General features: G+C 35.0%; 14 protein-coding genes. 4 read left to right on the top strand and 10 right to left on the bottom strand.

What is annotated here, in order from left to right; all coding sequences use genetic code 11:
* Positions 1–636 precede the first annotated feature (636 nt).
* The 4 genes from EAH81_RS00685 to EAH81_RS00670 all read right to left on the bottom strand — a co-directional run bounded on the left by EAH81_RS00685 (position 637) and on the right by EAH81_RS00670 (position 6,992).
* Positions 637–1,944, bottom strand: coding sequence for an efflux RND transporter periplasmic adaptor subunit (locus EAH81_RS00685; protein WP_140502482.1), 1,308 nt, complete (start codon positions 1,942–1,944; stop codon positions 637–639).
* A 1-nt stretch (position 1,945) separates the two neighbouring features.
* Positions 1,946–3,253, bottom strand: coding sequence for a TolC family protein (locus tag EAH81_RS00680; RefSeq protein ID WP_140502478.1), 1,308 nt, complete (start codon positions 3,251–3,253; stop codon positions 1,946–1,948).
* A 192-nt stretch (positions 3,254–3,445) separates the two neighbouring features.
* Entirely contained in the window at positions 3,446–6,565 is a 3,120-nt protein-coding gene (locus EAH81_RS00675; RefSeq protein WP_140502473.1) for an efflux RND transporter permease subunit, read from the bottom strand.
* 103 nt (positions 6,566–6,668) lie between these two features.
* A complete protein-coding gene (locus EAH81_RS00670) occupies positions 6,669–6,992 on the bottom strand; it encodes a DUF6660 family protein (protein WP_241676479.1) in 324 nt (107 codons plus the stop codon).
* Between the two features lie 316 nt (positions 6,993–7,308).
* Between EAH81_RS00670 and EAH81_RS00665 the strand changes: the two genes are divergently transcribed.
* Together EAH81_RS00665 and EAH81_RS00660 are read left to right on the top strand one after the other, a co-directional pair.
* On the top strand, positions 7,309–8,430 hold the full coding sequence (locus tag EAH81_RS00665) for a hypothetical protein (RefSeq protein ID WP_140502471.1): 1,122 nt from the start codon (positions 7,309–7,311) through the stop codon (positions 8,428–8,430).
* Between the two features lie 10 nt (positions 8,431–8,440).
* A complete protein-coding gene (locus tag EAH81_RS00660) occupies positions 8,441–9,208 on the top strand; it encodes a porin family protein (protein WP_140502468.1) in 768 nt (255 codons plus the stop codon).
* Between the two features lie 335 nt (positions 9,209–9,543).
* On the opposite strand, the gene EAH81_RS00655 is transcribed toward EAH81_RS00660, so the two are convergent.
* From EAH81_RS00655 to EAH81_RS00635, 5 genes are all read right to left on the bottom strand, one after another.
* Positions 9,544–10,128 (bottom strand): chemotaxis protein CheB, encoded by a 585-nt coding sequence (locus EAH81_RS00655; RefSeq protein WP_140502463.1) that lies wholly within the window; start codon positions 10,126–10,128, stop codon positions 9,544–9,546.
* Positions 10,110–10,919, bottom strand: a complete 810-nt coding sequence (locus EAH81_RS00650; RefSeq protein WP_140502459.1) for a CheR family methyltransferase — start codon at positions 10,917–10,919, stop codon at positions 10,110–10,112. Before EAH81_RS00650 ends, EAH81_RS00655 begins: the two co-directional genes overlap by 19 nt.
* A 7-nt stretch (positions 10,920–10,926) precedes the next feature.
* Entirely contained in the window at positions 10,927–11,292 is a 366-nt protein-coding gene (locus EAH81_RS00645; protein ID WP_140502455.1) for a response regulator, read from the bottom strand.
* 353 nt (positions 11,293–11,645) lie between these two features.
* Positions 11,646–15,215 (bottom strand): response regulator, encoded by a 3,570-nt coding sequence (locus EAH81_RS00640; protein ID WP_140502450.1) that lies wholly within the window; start codon positions 15,213–15,215, stop codon positions 11,646–11,648.
* Positions 15,216–15,493: 278 nt separating this feature from the next.
* The gene (locus EAH81_RS00635) at positions 15,494–16,708 is read right to left on the bottom strand and encodes a response regulator (RefSeq protein ID WP_140502447.1); all 1,215 of its coding nucleotides are present in this window, start codon (positions 16,706–16,708) and stop codon (positions 15,494–15,496) included.
* Between the two features lie 301 nt (positions 16,709–17,009).
* Between EAH81_RS00635 and EAH81_RS00630 the strand changes: the two genes are divergently transcribed.
* Complete coding sequence (locus EAH81_RS00630) at positions 17,010–17,858, top strand: SDR family oxidoreductase (protein WP_140502444.1); 849 nt, start codon at positions 17,010–17,012, stop codon at positions 17,856–17,858.
* A 94-nt stretch (positions 17,859–17,952) separates the two neighbouring features.
* Positions 17,953–18,213 carry a SemiSWEET family sugar transporter gene (locus EAH81_RS00625; RefSeq protein ID WP_140502439.1) on the top strand — a complete coding sequence of 87 codons (261 nt, stop codon included), beginning with the start codon at positions 17,953–17,955 and terminating at the stop codon, positions 18,211–18,213.
* 254 nt (positions 18,214–18,467) lie between these two features.
* Here the strand turns inward: EAH81_RS00625 and EAH81_RS00620 are convergent, their stop codons facing one another.
* Entirely contained in the window at positions 18,468–19,298 is an 831-nt protein-coding gene (locus EAH81_RS00620) for a hypothetical protein (protein WP_140502436.1), read from the bottom strand.
* Positions 19,299–19,581 lie beyond the last annotated feature (283 nt).

Below are 19,581 nucleotides of genomic sequence, written 5' to 3'. Positions count from 1 at the left end.
AGTCGCAATCCCGCCCCGAAGTCTCGGGATCGGGAGCAAAGTTTTTTGTATTGCCTCCAGCTTTAGCTCAATGTCATTAAGTTAAGCTTTTTGGATCATAATTTTCTCAAAATAACAAGGCATAAACACAATCTTGTCATTTCGATCCCGAGGCTTCGGGAGAGAAATCTTCGCAAGTAACTCCGCAACAAGAATCCCATCTTTGTCGAGCTTCTCGCGAAGATTTCTCTCCCGAAGCCTCGGGATCGAAATGACAAAATCTTTACGATTTTTTTCTTTTACTAGAGATTTATTTGCTTCACTATCAAGGATATTTTCCTTAACTTAATGACATTGAGCTTTTGCTGAAGATTATCTAAATCAATTAGAATGGCTTTAGCCAAAATGCATGATTTGGCTAAAGCCTCTTTGATATTCTTTAATGACCTCCAGTTAAAACTGGAGGCTAGTCAATAAATTACAACCTTAAAAAGCATTCCAAAAAAAATCTGCAGAATCTCCAGAATCTGCGAGAGAAAAACTTTGCAGCTTCATGACATTTTATCCAATGTTAGATGCACTGCTGTGCATCTCTACGGAAAAACCTTGCGCACTTGAAAGAACTTGAAACCTGAAACAAACAAAACCTGAACCTTCTTAATGCCCGTGTTCCCCTCCGCCCTTCAAAGCCGATAACAAATAAAAAGCGCCTTTCATAACAATTTTAGCGTCCGCATCAATTCTATCCACAAACTTCACTTCGGTAAAACCTAAATCTGTTGTTCCCGGAATCACTTCAATCGCTTTAAAGTGGATTTCCTTTTCATGTGGCGTTCCTTTTTCCTCTTTTCCTTCTTCCTGTTTGTGATCCTCTTTATGGTCGTCTTCCTGCACAAATACAAAATATTTATCGGCGTTTCGAACTACGGCATCTTTTGGTAACGCAGGAACTGTAGCATTTATAATATTGATATTTGCCGAAACATACATTCCGGGAATAAGTCCTTTTGCATCTTCCGATTCGATTTTGGCGTGAACCGCAACAGTTTTGCTTTCGTTAGAAAAAGATTTATTGATTCCGAATATTTTTCCTTTTATCGATTTATTCGACTGATTTGTAAGCACAAAATCAATTACTTGTCCAACCGAAATAGATCCTAAATCTTTCTCATAAACATTCAGATCCAAATGCATTTGGCTATTATCAACCACTTCAAACAATGCAACTCCGGTTTGTGCATAAGCGCCTTTTGCAATTTTTATATTCCCAACATAACCGCTTATTGGCGCCACAATTGGTACTAATGATGTACTGCCTTTTGTGCTCACATGCAAAGCTTCCAATTTATTTTTTGCAGCTTGCGCTTTGGCTCTTTCTGCAGCAAGTTTTGCTTTTACTTCCTGAAAAACTTTCCTTGGATTTACGTTTTCATCACTTAAGGTTTTCTGGCGATTGTACTCTAATTGTAAATATTCGATATTGGCTGTAGCCGAATGATATTCTTCCTGCATTTCGATAACTTCGAGGTTCTGAATCGTCGCCAAAACTTTTCCTTTGTTTACAAAAGTCCCTTCCAGAACAAAAATATCTTTTACCGTTCCTCCTATCAAAGTCGAAACTTCAGCTGAGTTTTGTGGCGGAACTGTTGTGTAACCGTTGGCTTTTATGACTTTATTGAGGTTTCTATTTTCTACAACTCCGGTTTCGATTCCCACGGTTTTATATTGAGATTCGTTTAATGCAACTTCTGTTTGCGATTTCTCTTCTTCCTGCGGTTCTTCAGCTTTTTTTTCATTGCAGCTTAGTAAGGTAACCGCAAATAGGATAAAATAAAGAAAGCGCATATTTTTTACCACAAAGTTCACAAAGGGAGAACAACACAAAGTACACAAAGATTTTAAACTTTGTGACCTTTGTGAAAACTCCTTAGCGTTCTTTGCGGTTAAATCGTTTATATTTTTCATTCTAATTGTTTTTGATAGTTGGAAATTGAAGCTCAATAGCACTTTGATTGTAATTATGAGTCGCCTCAGTATATTGTTTTTTAATATCAATTGCCTGATTCAAAAAACTGATGTACGACCAATAACTCATATCGCCATTGGCATAACTCTTTTGCGCTGTACTGATGATTTGATCGGCATATTGCGATCCTTCTTTTTGATAATAATCTAACGCTTTTTGCTGCTTTTCGAAGTTATTTTGTAATTCTTGTTTTTGCAGATTTAGCGTTAGTTTGTTTTTATCCAAAGCCAATTGCGATTGCGAAATACTAATTGCCGAAGCCTGAGCTTTTGCCGAATTCACGCCGCCAAATAACGGAATTTGTAATCCGGCAGTAAAACCCTGAAACAAAGATTCGGTGTTGATGGTTTGAGCAAAATATCCCAATCCTAATTTAGGAGTTCGCATCGCTTTATGTGTATTAGCTTCTTTTTGATAAACCGAAATTTGCTGTTGGTAATAATCAGTCATTAAACCTTCTACTTTCGAATCTCCTTCTTGTTTTATACTTGAATATTGCAAAGTTGTTTTTTCGTCGGGAACAATGTTTTCGTCGGTCTGAACAAAAAATTGCAACTGTTTTTGATAAATCGCCAAATCATATTCAATTTGTGTCTTTTGGGTTTCGATTTCTTTTACTTTCGCTTTAGCGCTAATAACCTCGATATTCCCGCTTTCTCCCGTTTTAAAACGCAATTCGGCATTCTTTAGGAATTTGGTATAAATATCATTTAGTTCTACGTTTAATTTCTGAATCGAAACGCCATACAAATATTGATAATACGCCAGCGTTACTGCTTTTTCTACTTCATAAGAAGATAAAGCTTTTCGCTTTTCTGCCAGTTTTACCAGTTCTTCCTGTAATTGTCGATTGGCTTTTGTGATGTTTCCTATTGGGAAAAATTGCTGAATCGAAACATTATGGTCAAAATCGGCACTATTGAATTGTCCGCCCTGATATTGTACCTGAAGCGGATCTGCCTGAAATGCGGTCTTTTTTAGAACAGTTTGTTTTTCTATTTCTTTATCAGCGATTTTTAAGTCGATATTGTTTGATTTTGCAAGTTCTATTGCTTTTTCAAGGCTGATTTTTTCTTGTGCCGATGTTAATGTGGTTACTAATAGTATTGCAATTAACCCCAAAGTTTTATTTACCAATAGCAACTTATTGAACCGCAATCCCGATAGCCATCGGGAGCAAAGTTTTTTTACAATCCCGATAGCTATCGGGAGCAAAGGATTTGTGTATTTTATATTTATTGAATTCATTTTTTTAATGTTTTAGTTTCTTTGCCTTAATTTTTTGTTTCACGCAGATTTTAAAAGATTTAAGCAGATATGCGCTGATTATTTTTAAAACATTTTTTTTTAAATCTGCTATAATCTGCAGAATCTGCGTTAAACAAAATCATTTTGCTCAAAGTAGTTATTGTCTAATTATCAAATTTTCTCATTATCTAATTATTCTTTGCGTTTAAACTTCTTCTCCAATAACAAATACAAAATCGGTAAAACGATCAATGTTAATAAAGTCGCCGAGAATAAACCACCAATAACTACGGTTGCTAAAGGTTTTTGAACCTCTGCACCTCCGCTTGTTGATAATGCCATTGGCAAAAATCCTAAAGAGGCAACGGCTGCGGTCATTAATACAGGACGTAATCTGGTTTTGGTTCCTATTAAAACTCTTTGCAGCGGATCCAGTATTCCTTCTTTTTTAAGCTGATTGAAATACGAAATCAATACGATTCCGTTAAGAACCGCAATTCCAAATAAGGCAATAAAACCAATACCTGCCGAAATACTAAAAGGCATTCCGCGTAACCAAAGCGCAAAAACGCCACCAATTGCGGATAATGGGATTGCTGTAAAAATCAAACCTGCTTGTTTGAAACTTTTGAAAGTGAAATAAAGCAAGACTAATATTAATCCTAAAGCGATTGGTAACGCTATCGAAAGTCGTTTCGTTGCTTCAATCAAATTCTCAAACTGACCGCCATACGTAACATAATATCCCGCAGGAAGCTTGAAGCTTTTATCTAATTTTTGTTGAATTTCTTCGACAACACTTTTAATATCACGTCCACGCACATTTAGTCCAATAGTAATTCTACGTTTTCCATCTTCACGGGTTACTTGCACCGGACCTTGTTCATATTCGACTGATGCAACTTGCGAAAGTGGTACTTGCTGTCCGTTTGGCAACGGAATAAACAAATTACTGACATCAGTAATATCACCCCGATTGTCCTGATTCATTCGCACTACTACATCAAATCTTTTACTTTCGTCATAGATTTTTCCGGCACTTTCTCCGGCAAATGAAGATCGGATTATCTGATTGATATCTGAAATATTCAATCCGTATAAGGCGATTTTATTATAATCGTATTTGATCGTGATTTGTGGTAATCCTGTCACTTTATCGGCTTTTAAGTCACCAATGCCTTCGATACTTTTTATCTTCGAAATCAATTCTGTGGCTTTGGCATCGAGAATTTCCAAATCATCACCAAAAATTTTAATGGCAATATCGCTTCGGCTTCCGGTCATTAATTCGTTAAAACGCATTTGGATAGGTTGCGAAATCTCAATGTTTGCACCCGGAATCACTTCCATTTCTTCCTTCATGGCGTTGGCTAAATCTTCCCAATTTTTATATTTTCCGGTCCATTCTTTTTTATCTTTCAAAACAATAATCAAGTCGCCGCTTTCAATAGGCATTGGATCCGTTGGGATTTCTCCGCTTCCTATTTTGGTGACTATGGTTTTGATCTCCGGAAATTTAGCTTTTAAAATCTGTTCGTATTTCGTAGTCGTTTCTACCATCTGCGTAAGCGAGCTTCCGGTCATGATTGTGGCGTTTATAGCTAAATCGCCTTCTTCAATAGTAGGGATAAATTCTCCTCCCATATTATTAAAAACAACCAATCCAAGAGCAAATAAACCAAATGAAATTCCTAAAACAATCTTTTTAAATTGTAATGCTTTCTCTAAAAATGGCGCATAAATTGACTCTAACCATGCCATCATTCGATCACTGAAATTTTCTTTGTGTTCTGTATTTTTCGATAAGAATAAAGCACTCATCATAGGTACATAAGTCAACGAAAGGATAAATGCTCCTGCAACTGCAAAACCAACGGTCATTGCCATAGGTCTAAACATTTTTCCTTCTGTTCCTACTAAGGCTAAAATTGGTAAATACACGATTAGAATAATGATTTCTCCAAAGGCGGCACTATTCCTGATTTTTGATGCCGAATTATAGACTTCAGTGTCCATCTCGCTTTGCGATAACTCTTTCTTGCGTTTGAGTTTTTGCAAATGATGCATTGTAGCTTCCACAATAATCACGGCTCCATCGACAATAATTCCAAAGTCAATTGCTCCTAAACTCATTAAGTTTCCGCTTACGCCAAAGGCATTCATCAAAATAACAGCAAAAAGCATGGCTAACGGAATCACAGAAGCGACAATTAAACCTGCACGAAGATTCCCCAGAAATAAAATCAATACAAAAATCACGATCAGCGCTCCTTCCAGTAAGTTCTTTGTAACGGTTCCTATAGCGCTATCTACTAATTTTCCTCTGTCAATAAAAGCTTCGGCTACTACGCCTTCAGGTAAACTTTTATTAATCTGAATCATTCTTTCATGAATTCTGTTGACTACTGCGCTGGAATTTTCTCCTTTTAGCATCAAAACCATACCGGAAACAATTTCTCCCTTTCCGTCTTTAGTTGATGCTCCGTAACGCAATGCAACTCCTTCACGGACTTCGGCAACATCACGAACTAAAACAGGCGAACCATTTCGGTTTTTAACCACGACATTTCCTAAGTCTGTAGTTCCTTTTGCCATTCCGACACCTCGAATAAAATAAGCAAGCTTGTCTTTCTCAATATATGCTCCTCCCGTATTTTGATTGTTCTTTTCTAAAGCCTCAAAAATTTCGGTAATCGTAACCCCCAGACTATTAAGCGTGTTTGGGTTTACGGCGATTTCGTATTGTTTTAGTTTTCCGCCCCAGGTACTTACATCGGCAACACCTTTTACTCCCTGTAATTGCGGAATAATAATCCAATCCTGAATGGTTCTTAATTTTACCGCATCATATTTGTCTTCATACCCTTTTTTGGCATAAACATCATATTGGTAAATTTCTCCTAAACCTGTTGAAATTGGCGCTAATCCAGGAGAACCTGCATACGCTGGAATATTTTCTTCGGCTTGCTTTAAGCGTTGAAAAATTTGTTCTCTCGCCCAGTAAATATCAATATCATCTTCAAAAACAACGGTAACTACTGATAACCCGAAGCGGGAAATACTGCGGAGTTCTATAATATCAGGAACTGTTTTTACTGCTTGTTCTAACGGATAGGTTATTAACTGTTCGACTTCCTGACTTGCCAATGTTGGCGCTGACGTAATGATCTGTACCTGATTGTTGGTAATATCCGGCAAAGCATCCAGTGGTAATTGTTTAAGCGAATAGCTTCCCCAAGCTATTAAAATAAGGGTAAATAATAGTATAACGAACTTATTCTTTATACTAAACTGTATGATTTTATCTAACATTTTAATGGTATAATGATGTGAGAAATGAGGCAAAGTTTTGCCTATTTGAATACTGTGGAAAATCCACAACTCTCTAATCCCGATAGCGATCGGGAGGATATCATTATGCTATTTGTGGGGGTTGCCAAATACTTCCATAGAAATTGGAGGCAAAAACAGAATTATAATTGGGTAATTGAATTGAAATAATTGAAGAAACAACAGAAAAATCAAAACTTGAAGTGGTTTGATACGTCAAAATCTGTGCTCCACAACAATTACAGGCACAAAAAGGAGAACATAAATCATTGCCTTTATCGTGCGAGTGATTGGCTTCTGATGCATATTGCGCTGTTTTATGAACGGCACTATCTACTTCCATATCTGCACAGGGCATATTTGAAAGTGCCATTAAATAAATCGACAATATGATTGTTATCCATTTCACGGTTACAAAAATACTATTTATTTCTATTCAAAAATTTAAATAATAAAAATGGTAAAGAGAATGAAGAAAAATGCCTTACAAATCCAATCTAATTTTTTTCGAAATAAAAGTGCACTTTCTTGAAAATTATTGCAGCTGGTAAGAAAATTTATTTAACTTTAACAATAATTAACATATAATCTAAAAACGAAATACATTCGATTTCAACCTAATAACTAAAAAACAAAAAATAAGACAACAGTCCTTTACAAATACATTAGTACCTATTTATTTTACGCAGTCCTATATTAATTAATTTTATAATACTACAAAATCAATGAAATATAATATACCAATATCAGCCTTATTATTATTCTTTAGCGTGCAAATTTTTGGACAGGTTTATACCGATAAAATTGTAGGAGCAAAAAATCAATTGCTTAAAGACAGTCTTAAAATCGAAAATTATCCATATGCTTTACCTATTTGGGGAGAAAAAGTGGCTCAAAAAGGGTATAATTTACCCTATTCAGCCGGACTATCTGTAAATTATTATTGGCAGGATTCTGATATTAATATTAAAGATTTGGAAGTTGGTTTTAACAATGGTCCTATGTATGATCTGGATGAAATTGTTCGTTTTGATAATTCTTCTGTAGAGGCTTCCGCCATTACCTTCAGACCTGATATATGGTTGCTTCCTTTTTTAAATGTTTATGGAATTATTGGAAAAGTACAATCCACAACTAAAATTAATGCCGGAATATGGGTTCCCGATGCTGATAACAATTGGTCTCAAGTGTATCAATTTGGTACTAAAGCTAATTTTGATGGCACTACTCTTGGATTTGGATTGACACCAACTATTGGTATTGGCGGCGGCTGGCTGGCTCTTGATATGAATATGTCCTGGACTGATATTAAATCTCTTGACAAACCTGCTTTCTCTTATATTTTTGGACCAAGATTGGGTAAAACTTTTAAACTTCGTAAACCGGAACGTAATATTGCTGTTTGGGTTGGTGCTTTCAGAGTACATATTTCCGGAGATACGAACGGAAATATTGCTTTTTCAGATGTTTTAAATTTGGATGATGCTGAAGCCAAAGTAACTGCAGGATTAACCAAAGTGTCTGACAATCAAACTAAAGTAGATAACTGGTGGAACGGATTAACTCCTGCACAACAGGCAAACCCAATAAATACTGCCAAACATAATACGGCAACAAGAGCACTGGAAAAAGCGGGAACGTTCTTAACAAACCTAGATGGTGCTTTGAGTACGGCAGGTAATTCCTCTGTACAATATTCGCTTCAGAAAGCGCCAAAAGACATGTGGAATTTTCTTGTGGGTTCACAATTTCAATATAACAAACATATCATGTTTAGAGTCGAGGCCGGATTTTTAGGCACTCGTACTCAGGCTTTAGCTGGTCTTCAATACCGTTTTGGACTTTAATCCCAATTATATGAAAAAAGGTTTATTATTACTTCTCGCATTGCTTTGCTTTGCTCCTGCTCAGTCACAAGTTTTAATTTCCCTGCTTTTTGGAGACAAACTTAATTCTCCATTTTTAGAATTTGGTTTAGAAGGCGGCGCCAATTTCTCTACGATTTCCGGTTTGAACAGCTCCGGTACTGAACCGGGTTTTAATCTTGGTTTTTATTTTGATATTCGATACAAAAAAAATCCTGCCTGGATGATTAATACGGGAGTTATCGTAAAATCACCAATGGGAGCGCATAGTTTACCTGTATATTCTTTAAACGATGAACATCTGGACAATACGTTTGCCGGAGGAAGTGTCAACCGCGAAATACGATATTTTAATGTTCCGATTCTGCTTAAATATCAATTCAAAAACAGGATTTACCTCAAAACCGGACCTCAATTTGGTTTATTGGCCAAAGCTTTTGACGAATTCAGGCAAGAATACGATAAAGACGAAGTGATTTATAAAAAGAATATCAGAGATCAAATTCGTGTGATTGATGCCGGAGTTGCTTTGGGCGCGGGTTATCATATGAATGTTGGAAATGGTCTGAATGTTACGGTGCAATATTACTACGGTTTGGTTCCTGTAATGAAAGGCGACGGTCCAAATGTCTACAACAGATCTTTGTATGTTACGGCAGGAATCCCTATTGGGAAAGGAAAAGCAGCACAAAAAAGAGCCGCAAAAGAAGCAGAACTAAACAAAGTTGTTCTTCCGGCAGATGAAGCTCCTAAAAAATAAATTCCAAATCTCAAACTCCAAATTCCAATTATTTTTACCACAGAGAACACAAAGTTTTTTCACAAAGTTTCACAAAGCTTTGTGTTCTCTGCGTTTTTATAAAATCTTGCTGGTCAAAAATCTCTGTGGTCTCTGTGGTTAAATGCATCAGGTGTAATCGCAATCTTGTCATTGGAGGAACGACCTGTTCGCCGGGGCGAAAGCAACCACATTTACAAAATCTTAAGAGTAAAAATACTTGCGTTCTTTCGGTTAAATTTATTGTATTGATCAAAATTCTATATTCTATTCTCTTGCTTCTATCCTCTTTATTCTATCCTCTTTTCTTCCAAATTCTAATTATTGATCGAAATAATCAATTCCAGCAATTCAGAATTATTTAAAACAAAATCAGGCGTTGTGTTTTGAATCGCATTATTAGGCATAAAAGACATATCGGCAAAGTCAGGATCCTGAACTACAATCGTTCCACCCGAAGCTTTAATCGCTTTTAAGCCATTAGTTCCGTCAGAATTTGAACCTGACAATAAAATCCCTACTAAGGTTTGTCCATAAACTTCTGCCGCAGATTCAAACGAAACATCTATACTTGGTCGACTATAGTTTACTTTTTCTGAAGTGTCGAGAGAAAGAGTTTCATTTTTTTCGAATAATAAATGATAATTGGATGGTGCGACATAAATAAATCCGGGTTTAAGCACTACTTTATCTTCAACAGGTTTTACGGCAATACTTGCTTTTAAAGCAAGAAGTTCTTCGAGTGTCTGATCGTCCGTACTTTTTCGATGTAACACGATTACAATCGCAAAACCATTCAGCTTCGATATTTCGGGCAGGATTTGCATTAAAGCATTCAGGCTTCCCGCAGATCCGCCTATGATAACCACTTTGCAGCCAGATATTATTTTACTTTTCTCCATATTTTCTCCTTATCCAGCTGTTTGTATTTATCCATTGCGATAGAATATTTAATTGTTTCTTTTGTTCCCAAGGCTAAAAACCCTAAAACAGCCAGACTTTCATCAAATAAATTAATGACTCTTTTTTGAAGATTATTATCGAAATAAATTAAAACATTGCGGCATAAAATCATATCAAATTCATTGAATGATGTATCTGAAACTAAATTATGCTGTGAGAAAACCATTTTTTGAGCCAACTCTTCATTAAACTTTGCAATACCATAATTGGCGATATAATAACTCGAAAAATCTTCTTGTCCGCCTGCATCACGATAATTTTCGGAGTATTCTTTCATCATTCGCAAAGGAAAAATTCCTTGTTTGGCAGTTTCTAAAACCGTCGCATTTATATCTGTCGCATAGATTAAACATTTATGAAGCAAACCGGCTTCTTTGAGCATAATTGCCATAGAATATACCTCTTCGCCCGTAGAACAGCCGGCATGCCATAATCTAATAAAAGGTTTTGTACCTAATAATGGTAAAATTTCATTCCGGACAACGGTATAAAAGGCAGGATCGCGAAACATCTCCGTCACATTGACCGTGATTTCGTCGACCATTCTCTTATAATATTCAGGATCATAGCGAACTTTTGAGAGAAATTCATGAAAATGTTTAAAGCCATCTAATGCAATTACTCTGCTCACACGTCTTTTTAATGAAGCTCTGGAATAACTTCCAAAATCAAAACCATAATATTCGTAAACATCATTAATAAGCGTTTCCAGTTCAATATCCTCAATCATAATCCATTCAAATTTTACCTAAAATAAGCAGTAATTTATCTACATCAACCGGTTTCGAAATATATTCGTCGGCTCCGGCTTCCAAACATTTTTCTTTGTCGCCCACCATTGCCTGAGCGGTTACTGCAACAACATAAGTGGATTCTCTTGACGGAATCCTTTTAATTAACGGAATTGCTTCATAACCATCCATTTCAGGCATCATCATATCGATCAAAACACCATCGATGATTTGATCGGATTCTAATAATTTCAAAGCTTCTTCGGCACTTAAACAAGACAAACAATCGTATGATTTTGCACGTAAAGTGTTTTCTAAAGCAAAAATGTTTCTAGAATCATCATCAATAATTAAGAGTCTTTTTTTATTCATTTTCGTCTACTTTTTAAAATTAAGTTTATTTTTTATTATGAGTTATTGTTGTTTTTTGCCACGAATTGCACTAATTATCGCTAATTAATTGCTTAATGGATTCTTTTTATACCACTCCCGATAGCTATCGGGATTCACAGATTTAAAGGATTTTTTTTTAATTAACAAAATCCTAACCTATAATCAATAGTCTACAATATTACATTTATAGTCAATAGTCTACAGTCTTCCCTCCATAAATCTATAGTCTATAATCTTTCCTATATAGTCTACAATCTTGCTTCTTGCCTCTATAATCTTGCTTTTTGCTTCTACAATCTTGCTTCTTGCCTCTATAATCTACAATCACCCCTCTAAATCTTATCATAAAGCCACACTCTCAATAACGACAGCAACTGATCGATATCGACCGGCTTTGTAATATAGTCTGACGCTCCGGCTTTGATACATTTTTCTCTGTCGCCCGTCATTGCTTTTGCGGTAACGGCGATAAGAGGCAAATTCAGGAATTTTGGCATACTGCGTATCTTTTCGGCAGTTTCATAACCGTCCATATTAGGCATCATCATATCAAGCAAAACGATATCAGTATCAGAATGTTCACTTAAAATTTTGATCGCTTCTTTACCATCAAAAGCGGTTATTACATTCATTTTAAAAACTTCTAATGCTTTTGTCAAGGAATAAATATTACGAACATCATCGTCTACAATCAAGACTTTTTTCTCGTGTAGGATATTGTTCAGTAAATTTAGCTTTTTATAACTTTCCTTTTTGTCTTTTCCTTCTTTTTTATCTTCGACTAAATGAAGAAAAAGCGAAACTTCGTCCAGCATTCTTTGGTACGAATGAGCTGTTTTTACAATAATAGAATCGGCGTATTTTTTAATTTTTACTTCTTCCTTCAATGACAAACTTTTTCCTGTAAAGACAATTACCGGAAGATTCTCTAATCCGGGACTCTTCTTTATACCATCCAAAATTTCATACGCATGTTTATCCGGAATTCCCATATCAAGAATCACGCAATCCACGTTTGTCTTGTTTAACGCTTGTAAACCATCAGAAACTTCGCTTTTTATCTCTGAGTTAATATTATAAGTTTCTAAGTAATAGGCCAAAGCTTTTGCATGTTGTGGATTATCTTCGATAATTAAAACCTTTTGAGCTTCTTTACTTATAATATGTTCAATTCGCAAAAACACATCCGGAATTCTGTCAAAAGCAACAGGTTTGTCTAAGAAATCTACGGCACCTTTTAATAAACTTTCCTGTTTTAGCTTATGCGATGACATAATATGAACCGGAATATGTTTGGTTTCGGCATGATTTTTTAATTCTTCGAGAACTTGCCAACCACTTTTTATTGGCAATTCGATATCCAATAAAACACCAACAGGTTTATAAAGCAAAGTGAAATTTAAAGCATAATCGCCTCGAACAGAAACAACTCCTTTATATCCTTTTTTTCTGGTAAATGCCAAAAGTGATTTTGCAAAATTAATGTCGTCTTCAACAATCAAAATAACTTTATCGCCTGCTTTTATATCATCTCTGTCATCTTCAATTTCGTCAGGAATCGTTGCACTTAAGTATTTATTTTTTATTGGAGTTTCTTTCTCTTCTTCCACTTCAGAAAATTCTGTTGGAGGAATTTTTTCGACATTCATTTTAGCAATCGCAGCTCCATAAACCGGAAGACATAGTGTAAATGTGCTTCCTTCTTTAGGTTTACTGTGCAGGATAATTTCGCCTCGCAGTAATTTTGCCAATTCCCTACTGATCGACAACCCTAAACCAGTTCCGCCATATTTACGTTTTGTAGAACCATCGGCTTGTTGAAAAGCTTCGAAAATTAAAGGCTGTTTGTCCAACGGAATTCCGATACCGGTATCTTTTACAATAAAACAAATGATTTTATCATCGTCTGTATTAATTTTTATTTCTAAGCTTACCGTTCCTTTTTCTGTAAATTTAATTGCGTTCGAAATCAGGTTTTTCAAAATTTGTTCCAAACGCATTTTGTCAGTTTTAATGATAACAGGCGCATCTTTCGAAAGAATTTCAAACGTAATTCCTTTCTCTTTTGCCACCTGACTAAACAAGCTCCATAAAGTATCTGTAATTTCTTTAGTTGAAACATCTATAAATTCAAGTTCCATTTTTCCCGCTTCAATTTTAGATAAATCCAAAATTTCATCAATTAATCCCAGTAAACTATTTCCGGAACTCTGAATCACTTTGGCAAACTCAATTTCTTCGGCAACCATGCTTTTATTATTGTTTTCAGAAAGTAAACGGCTTAAAAGTAAAATTGAATTTAAAGGTGTTCTTAATTCATGCGACATATTTGCCAAAAACTCTGATTTATAACGTGTCGTAAGTTCTAAAGCTTCTGATTTTTTCTGAATCTCATTGTTTTTTTCTTCCAATAAAACACTTCTTTCAGATAATTCTTCATTGGTTTGCTCCAACTCTTCCTGCTGCACCCTAAGTTCTTCTTCAGAAGCCTGAAGTTTCTCTGTTTGCGCTTCCAACTCTGCATTAATTGCTTCCAATTCGCTGTGTTGCTGCTGAAGTTCTTCTGATTGAGATTTGGTTTCTTCCAGCAATTCCATCACTCTTTTTCTGTTTTGAGTTGATTTTATTGCAATTCCAATATTATTCGAAACCGCTTTTAAAAACTCCAGATGCAAGTCTGAAAATCCATAAATACTAGCCAATTCAAGAGCACCTTCGATTCTGGTATCAATCAACGGAACTGCAACAATATGAGTTGGTTTTATTTGTCCCAAAGCATAATTGATCTGAATATCATCAGGAGATAAAGTCTTTAATTCCAGTATTTTTCCGGAAGTGATCGCTTGTCCTATTAAACCTTCGCCTTTTTGAATGCGTTCTCTGTTTTTACTCGGTATATAACTGTATCCGCCTGAAACAAAAAGTTCGTTATTTTCCAGAATATATACAACTCCTGCGCTGCTATTGGTATATTGGCAGACAAATTCAATAATATCTTTTGATAATTTTTGCAGGGTTTTATCACCCAACATTACATTGTTAAGACTCGCAATACCCGTTTGAAGCCATTCTTTTTGAGACAATAAATCGAAAGAGCTTTTTAAGGAAACTCCCATATTATTCAGTGATTCTCCTACGCTTCCTAATGCATCGGCTTTAGTATCGTCTACGCGAATGTCATAATTTCCGTTAGAAATATTACTTGCAATAGAGCTTATCGCTTCGATTCTGTCAGCAGTTTCGCGATCTTTTCTTTCTAATTCCTTTTGAAGTATGGCGCGTTCGTTGAAATCTTTCAAAATTCGGATCAAAAAGACAATCGAAATAATAAAAGCGATAATAAAAGCAACAATAATCAAGATAATACTGTAATTACCATATTGTTCTGAATTGTCATTTCTTTCTTTTAAAAGAGCTTGCTCAGTAGCTTCAATTCTTCGAATATTGGCACGCAAATCATTCATCATATTTCTCCCTTCATTGAGATCGAATATAAGGTTATTCTTGCCCAATCGCTTTTTGACGATTTGATTATTAAGGTACTTAAAAAAATTAGCGCGAAGCGTTTTTAACTCTTTTAGTTCGCTTTGTTGCGACGGATTATCAACGGTAAGTTCCATTACTTTTTCAAAGTAACCGTTAGATTTTATTTCGGCATCATTATATCTTTCGACAAATTGCTCATCTCCAGTTATTAAGTAACCGCGCATACTGGTTTGCGCCTCTGTAATAATGGCAGAACCTTCGTTCAAATTATAAATCACTTCCTGAGTATGATTGACCCAAAAGTTACTGTTTAATAAACTTTTGATACTCAAAAACGAAGCTGTCGAACTGATCATCAATACCAGTAAGGAAACGAATGAGCTTATTAGTAAATTCCTTTTAAAATTACTCTTCATATTTTTTTTGGTTTCAGGTTTTCTTTGTTTTGGTTTTTCTTTGTTTCAGGTTTTTTGTTTCAGGTTTTTTGTTTCAGGTTTTACACTTTATGTATGTATGTATGTAAAATTCCAAATCCTGCGTGTTTTTTCTTTTTGCCACAGATTATAGGATTAAAAAGGATTTTTTTATCCTACTTGCGTTTAAATTTTCGCAACGAATTGAATTAGTGAAAATTCGTGAAATTCGTGGCGAAAAAAAATCATTGTCAATCTGTGCAATCTCTGGCATATATTTTTTATTCATATTTTAAAGGCAAGACAATAATAAAACTTGCGCCCTCGCCTATTTGGCTTTTTGCTGTGATTAGCCCGTTATGCTTTTCGATTATTTTTTTGGCAATAGCCAGACCAATTCCCGTTCCTTCATAAGATTGACGATCATTTAAACTTTGAAAAATAATAAATATACGATCCAGATAAATTTCATCAAAACCAATTCCGTTATCCTTTACTATGATTCGGCAAAATTTCCCATCCGGGGAAGTTGGACTGTCAAATGATTTGTGTTCAATCAATTCCGAAGTAATTTCGATTAAAGGATGTTCTGAGTTTCCGGAGAATTTCAATGCGTTTCCAATCAAATTTTGAAAAACCTGCCTTAACTGACTCGGAATGCTGTCTATCGTAGGAAGTTCACCGGTTTTTATAGTGGCATTTTTTCGTTCGATCAGATAATCAAAATCCGAAAGTACTTCTTGCAAAACCACATTCAGGTCCGTAACTTCAGGCTTTACCTGCGATGATAATCGGGAATAGGCCAAAAGATCTGTAATTAAAGTCTGCATTCTCTCTGCCGATTTAATGGTCCGATCTACATAATCAACCGCTTTTGCATCATCTGCCAAATAAAGCTCTTTGATTATTTTTATAAAGATTTGGATTTTACGGATTGGTTCATTCAAATCGTGTGAAACAACCCAGGAGAATTGCTGTAGTTCATGATTTTTCATCTCTAATTCTTCGTTTTTCAAAACCAGTTCTTTGGTTCTTTCTGCGATTTTAATTTCGAGATTATCCTGAGCTTCTTTTCTAATTTTTATTTCTTTAGAAAGTAAATCTTTTATGCCTTTTAACTCGTTTTGCTGTTCGTAAATTTTGAGGAAAGTTTTTACTTTTAAAATCAGCAAATCCGTATCAACAGGTTTTGTAATATATTCGACGGCACCAGTTTCATATCCCTTAAAAATATATTTCTTTTCGATATTAAGTGCCGAAAGAAAAATAACCGGAATATCTTTTGTTCGTTTGTTTCCGGAAAGAATTTTGACCACTTCAAAACCATCAAGCCCCGGCATCTGGACATCCATAATGATGAGGCAGTAATTTGTTTTGAGAATTTTCTTCAGGGCTTCCTCCCCAGACTCGGCAGTGTCTACATCGATATCATGGAGTTCCAGTGTTTTTTTTAAGGCAATAATATTTGCCTTTATATCATCTACGATTAATACCATGCTGTTGCGGGGGAATAAAGCATTATGGTTAAATTTTTCTTGGTTTGAAAATCATTCATGGAAATGTTATCTAAAACAGCTGATCCAATTTTAAATAACGTCGGATAAACCCTCAAATTTATAAAAAAAATTCTACAGCTTATTTTTATCGAAACCGAAATTCGTTACATAATTCCCATGTTTGATTGCAATTTACTGATTCTGCATTTATTGGGATAATCTTAAATTTATTTCAGTTAATCTTTACAAAAACCTTTATCTACCTTAGAATCTTATTACTAGCTCCTAAATTAAAAATATCATGAAAAAGATAAAAACATTTCCCGAACAAAAACAAAGCCTTCCGGGTCATGAATATAAAATGAATCCCGAACCGGAAATTATCAGAGAAAACTATGTAGGAAGCGGAAAACTTCTTGGAAAAGTCGCTTTTATAACTGGCGGTGACAGCGGAATTGGCCGAAGCATTGCGGTGCATTTTGCCAGAGAAGGCGCCAATATTGCGATTGTTTATCTCAAAGAAGATAAAGATGCACTAAAAACAAAAGAACTTATCGAAAAAGAAGGTCAGCAATGTTTGCTTATAAGTGGTGATTTAAAAGAGGAGAAATTTTGTAAAAGTGCGGTAAAAAGCTGTCATACCTTTTTTAAAAAACTAAATATTTTGGTTAATAATGCTGCAATACAATTTCCGCAAGATGAATTCGAGAATATAACCGCTGCACAACTACATAAAACGTTCGAAACCAATATATATCCCTATTTTTATATTACAAAAGCCGCACTGCCATTTCTTAAAGAAGGCGATACCATTATCAATACAAGCTCTGTAACGGCTTATCGCGGCAGCGAACATCTGGCAGATTATGCAAGTACAAAAGGTGCAATTGTAAGTTTTACAAAATCATTATCCGGCATGTTGGTAAAAAAACAAATACGGGTAAATGGCGTCGCTCCAGGGCCAATATGGACACCCTTGATTGTGGCTACTTTTGATAATCTGGATGATTTCGGAAAAGGCAATCCAATGGAAAGAGCCGGTCAACCCTCAGAAGTTGCACCTGCCTATGTGTTTCTTGCCTGTGAAGACAGCAGTTATATTACCGGACAATTTATACATGTAAATGGCGGAGAATTAGTGAGTGGGTGAAAATTGTTTTTGTTTCAAGTTTCAAGTTGGTTTGCGACTGAAAACTGTGACTGAAACTGTCACTAAAAAAAAAACCTTAGCAACTTAAAAAAAAATGAACTTCATAGATATTATCGGCCTTTTTGCAGGAACCTGCGTTACTATTTCTGTGATTCCGCAAATTCTGAAGGTTTGGAAAACCAGGAAAGTAAAAGCGATTTCGCTTAAAACATTCGGGATTCTGACTTTCGGGATTTTGATATGGATTATTTATGGAGTTTTGAAAAACGATTTGCCTATTATTATCACCAATAGCGTTTCTCTTTGCCTGAATCTGGTTATGGTTTATTTTATTATTTATTATGAAAAAGAGTGAGGTTTTTTTGCCACTAAGTCGCAAAGACACTAAGGTTCTTAACTTTGTCAAAGTTTTAAACTTTGACAAAGCTTTCGCAATCTTGCCATCCCTAGTTCCTCCAAAGAACAAAAAATCCTTTTAAATCCGCGTTTTCGCTTTAGCTCCCGAAGCCTCGGGACGTGTCATCCGTGAGTCATTTCTCAATTAAATCAAATAAAAAAACAGCTCGGTAAAAGCTGTTTTTTTGAAAAAAGAAGTGTATTTAATGCTTATTAGCTAACTAATTTTTGATTGAATGGCTTATATGATAAATGGTATTTCTCTTTGAAAATACGTGGCAAATAGTTTCGTCCAGCTAATCCGGCAGCATAAATTACTTCTGAAAGATTCATATTTGATATTCTTTTAATCTCACTTATTGGTCTGATTGCTAAATTTAATATTTGATCAAACGTTTTTAAGTAATTATAACTATGTTGGGCTATCTCCATTTCTACAATTTCTTTGAGAATCAGTTTTTTGACTAAGTTCCTAACGATTCCCTGTTGAGGAAGTCTTTTTAATTCGCTCCATTTTTCGGCAACTTTATGGTTTTCAGAAGCTATATAAATATAGTTTCCGGATTCGTTCATAAATCTTTTTTTCAATTCGGTCATTAATTCAGAGGTTGAATCTCCGGCAAAATCAATGGTTGGAACTCCAATTAGTGAAAACTGAATGTGTTTGTGACTTTCAAAAGATAAAACACTATTAATGACTGATGTATTACTCAAAATACCTGTGTGATTCTTTGAAAGGCTTTTTTTCTCCCCATTTATACCAAAACTATGTGTCAGGCTTCCTTTCTCACAATGCGCAAAAAATATTGGCGCAGATTGAAAAGATTCTATACTTAAACTCACATCACAATTAAATACAAGATCAAATGTCAAATGCGACATTTTGTTTTCAAGACAAACACCACTAATAGTTCCCTTTGCCCATTTTGACTTTATAGCCAGATTGTATTCGTTATTATTAGTAATCAATTCTCCATTAAAACTATCTTTAAGATCATTAAAAATAGTATCAAATCCTCCTGTATTTAAGTAAAGTTTTTTCATTTTGGTTCAGTTTAAATAAAGTGGTTAGTACTTATTTACGTACAAAACTCAGCTTTGGTTTTTATTGTATTTCTATAATTCAAATTTCGTACATATTGCAAATCAAACCCTTATACAATTTCAGAGAGATATTTCATAATTATGAGAACAATTAGAAAATGTGTCAATTAGATAATTAGATAATGATCTTAGTTATGAAAAAATTAAAATTGCCCGCGTTCCGCTTTAATTATCCCATTATCAAATTGCCGAATTATCTAATTGCCACATTATCTAATTGCCA

It is taken from the genome of Flavobacterium pectinovorum (genome assembly GCF_006438875.1).
Lineage (GTDB): Bacteria > Bacteroidota > Bacteroidia > Flavobacteriales > Flavobacteriaceae > Flavobacterium > Flavobacterium pectinovorum_A.
Note: the sequence above shows the minus strand (reverse complement) of the source record. Positions and strands in the feature narration are given on the sequence as shown.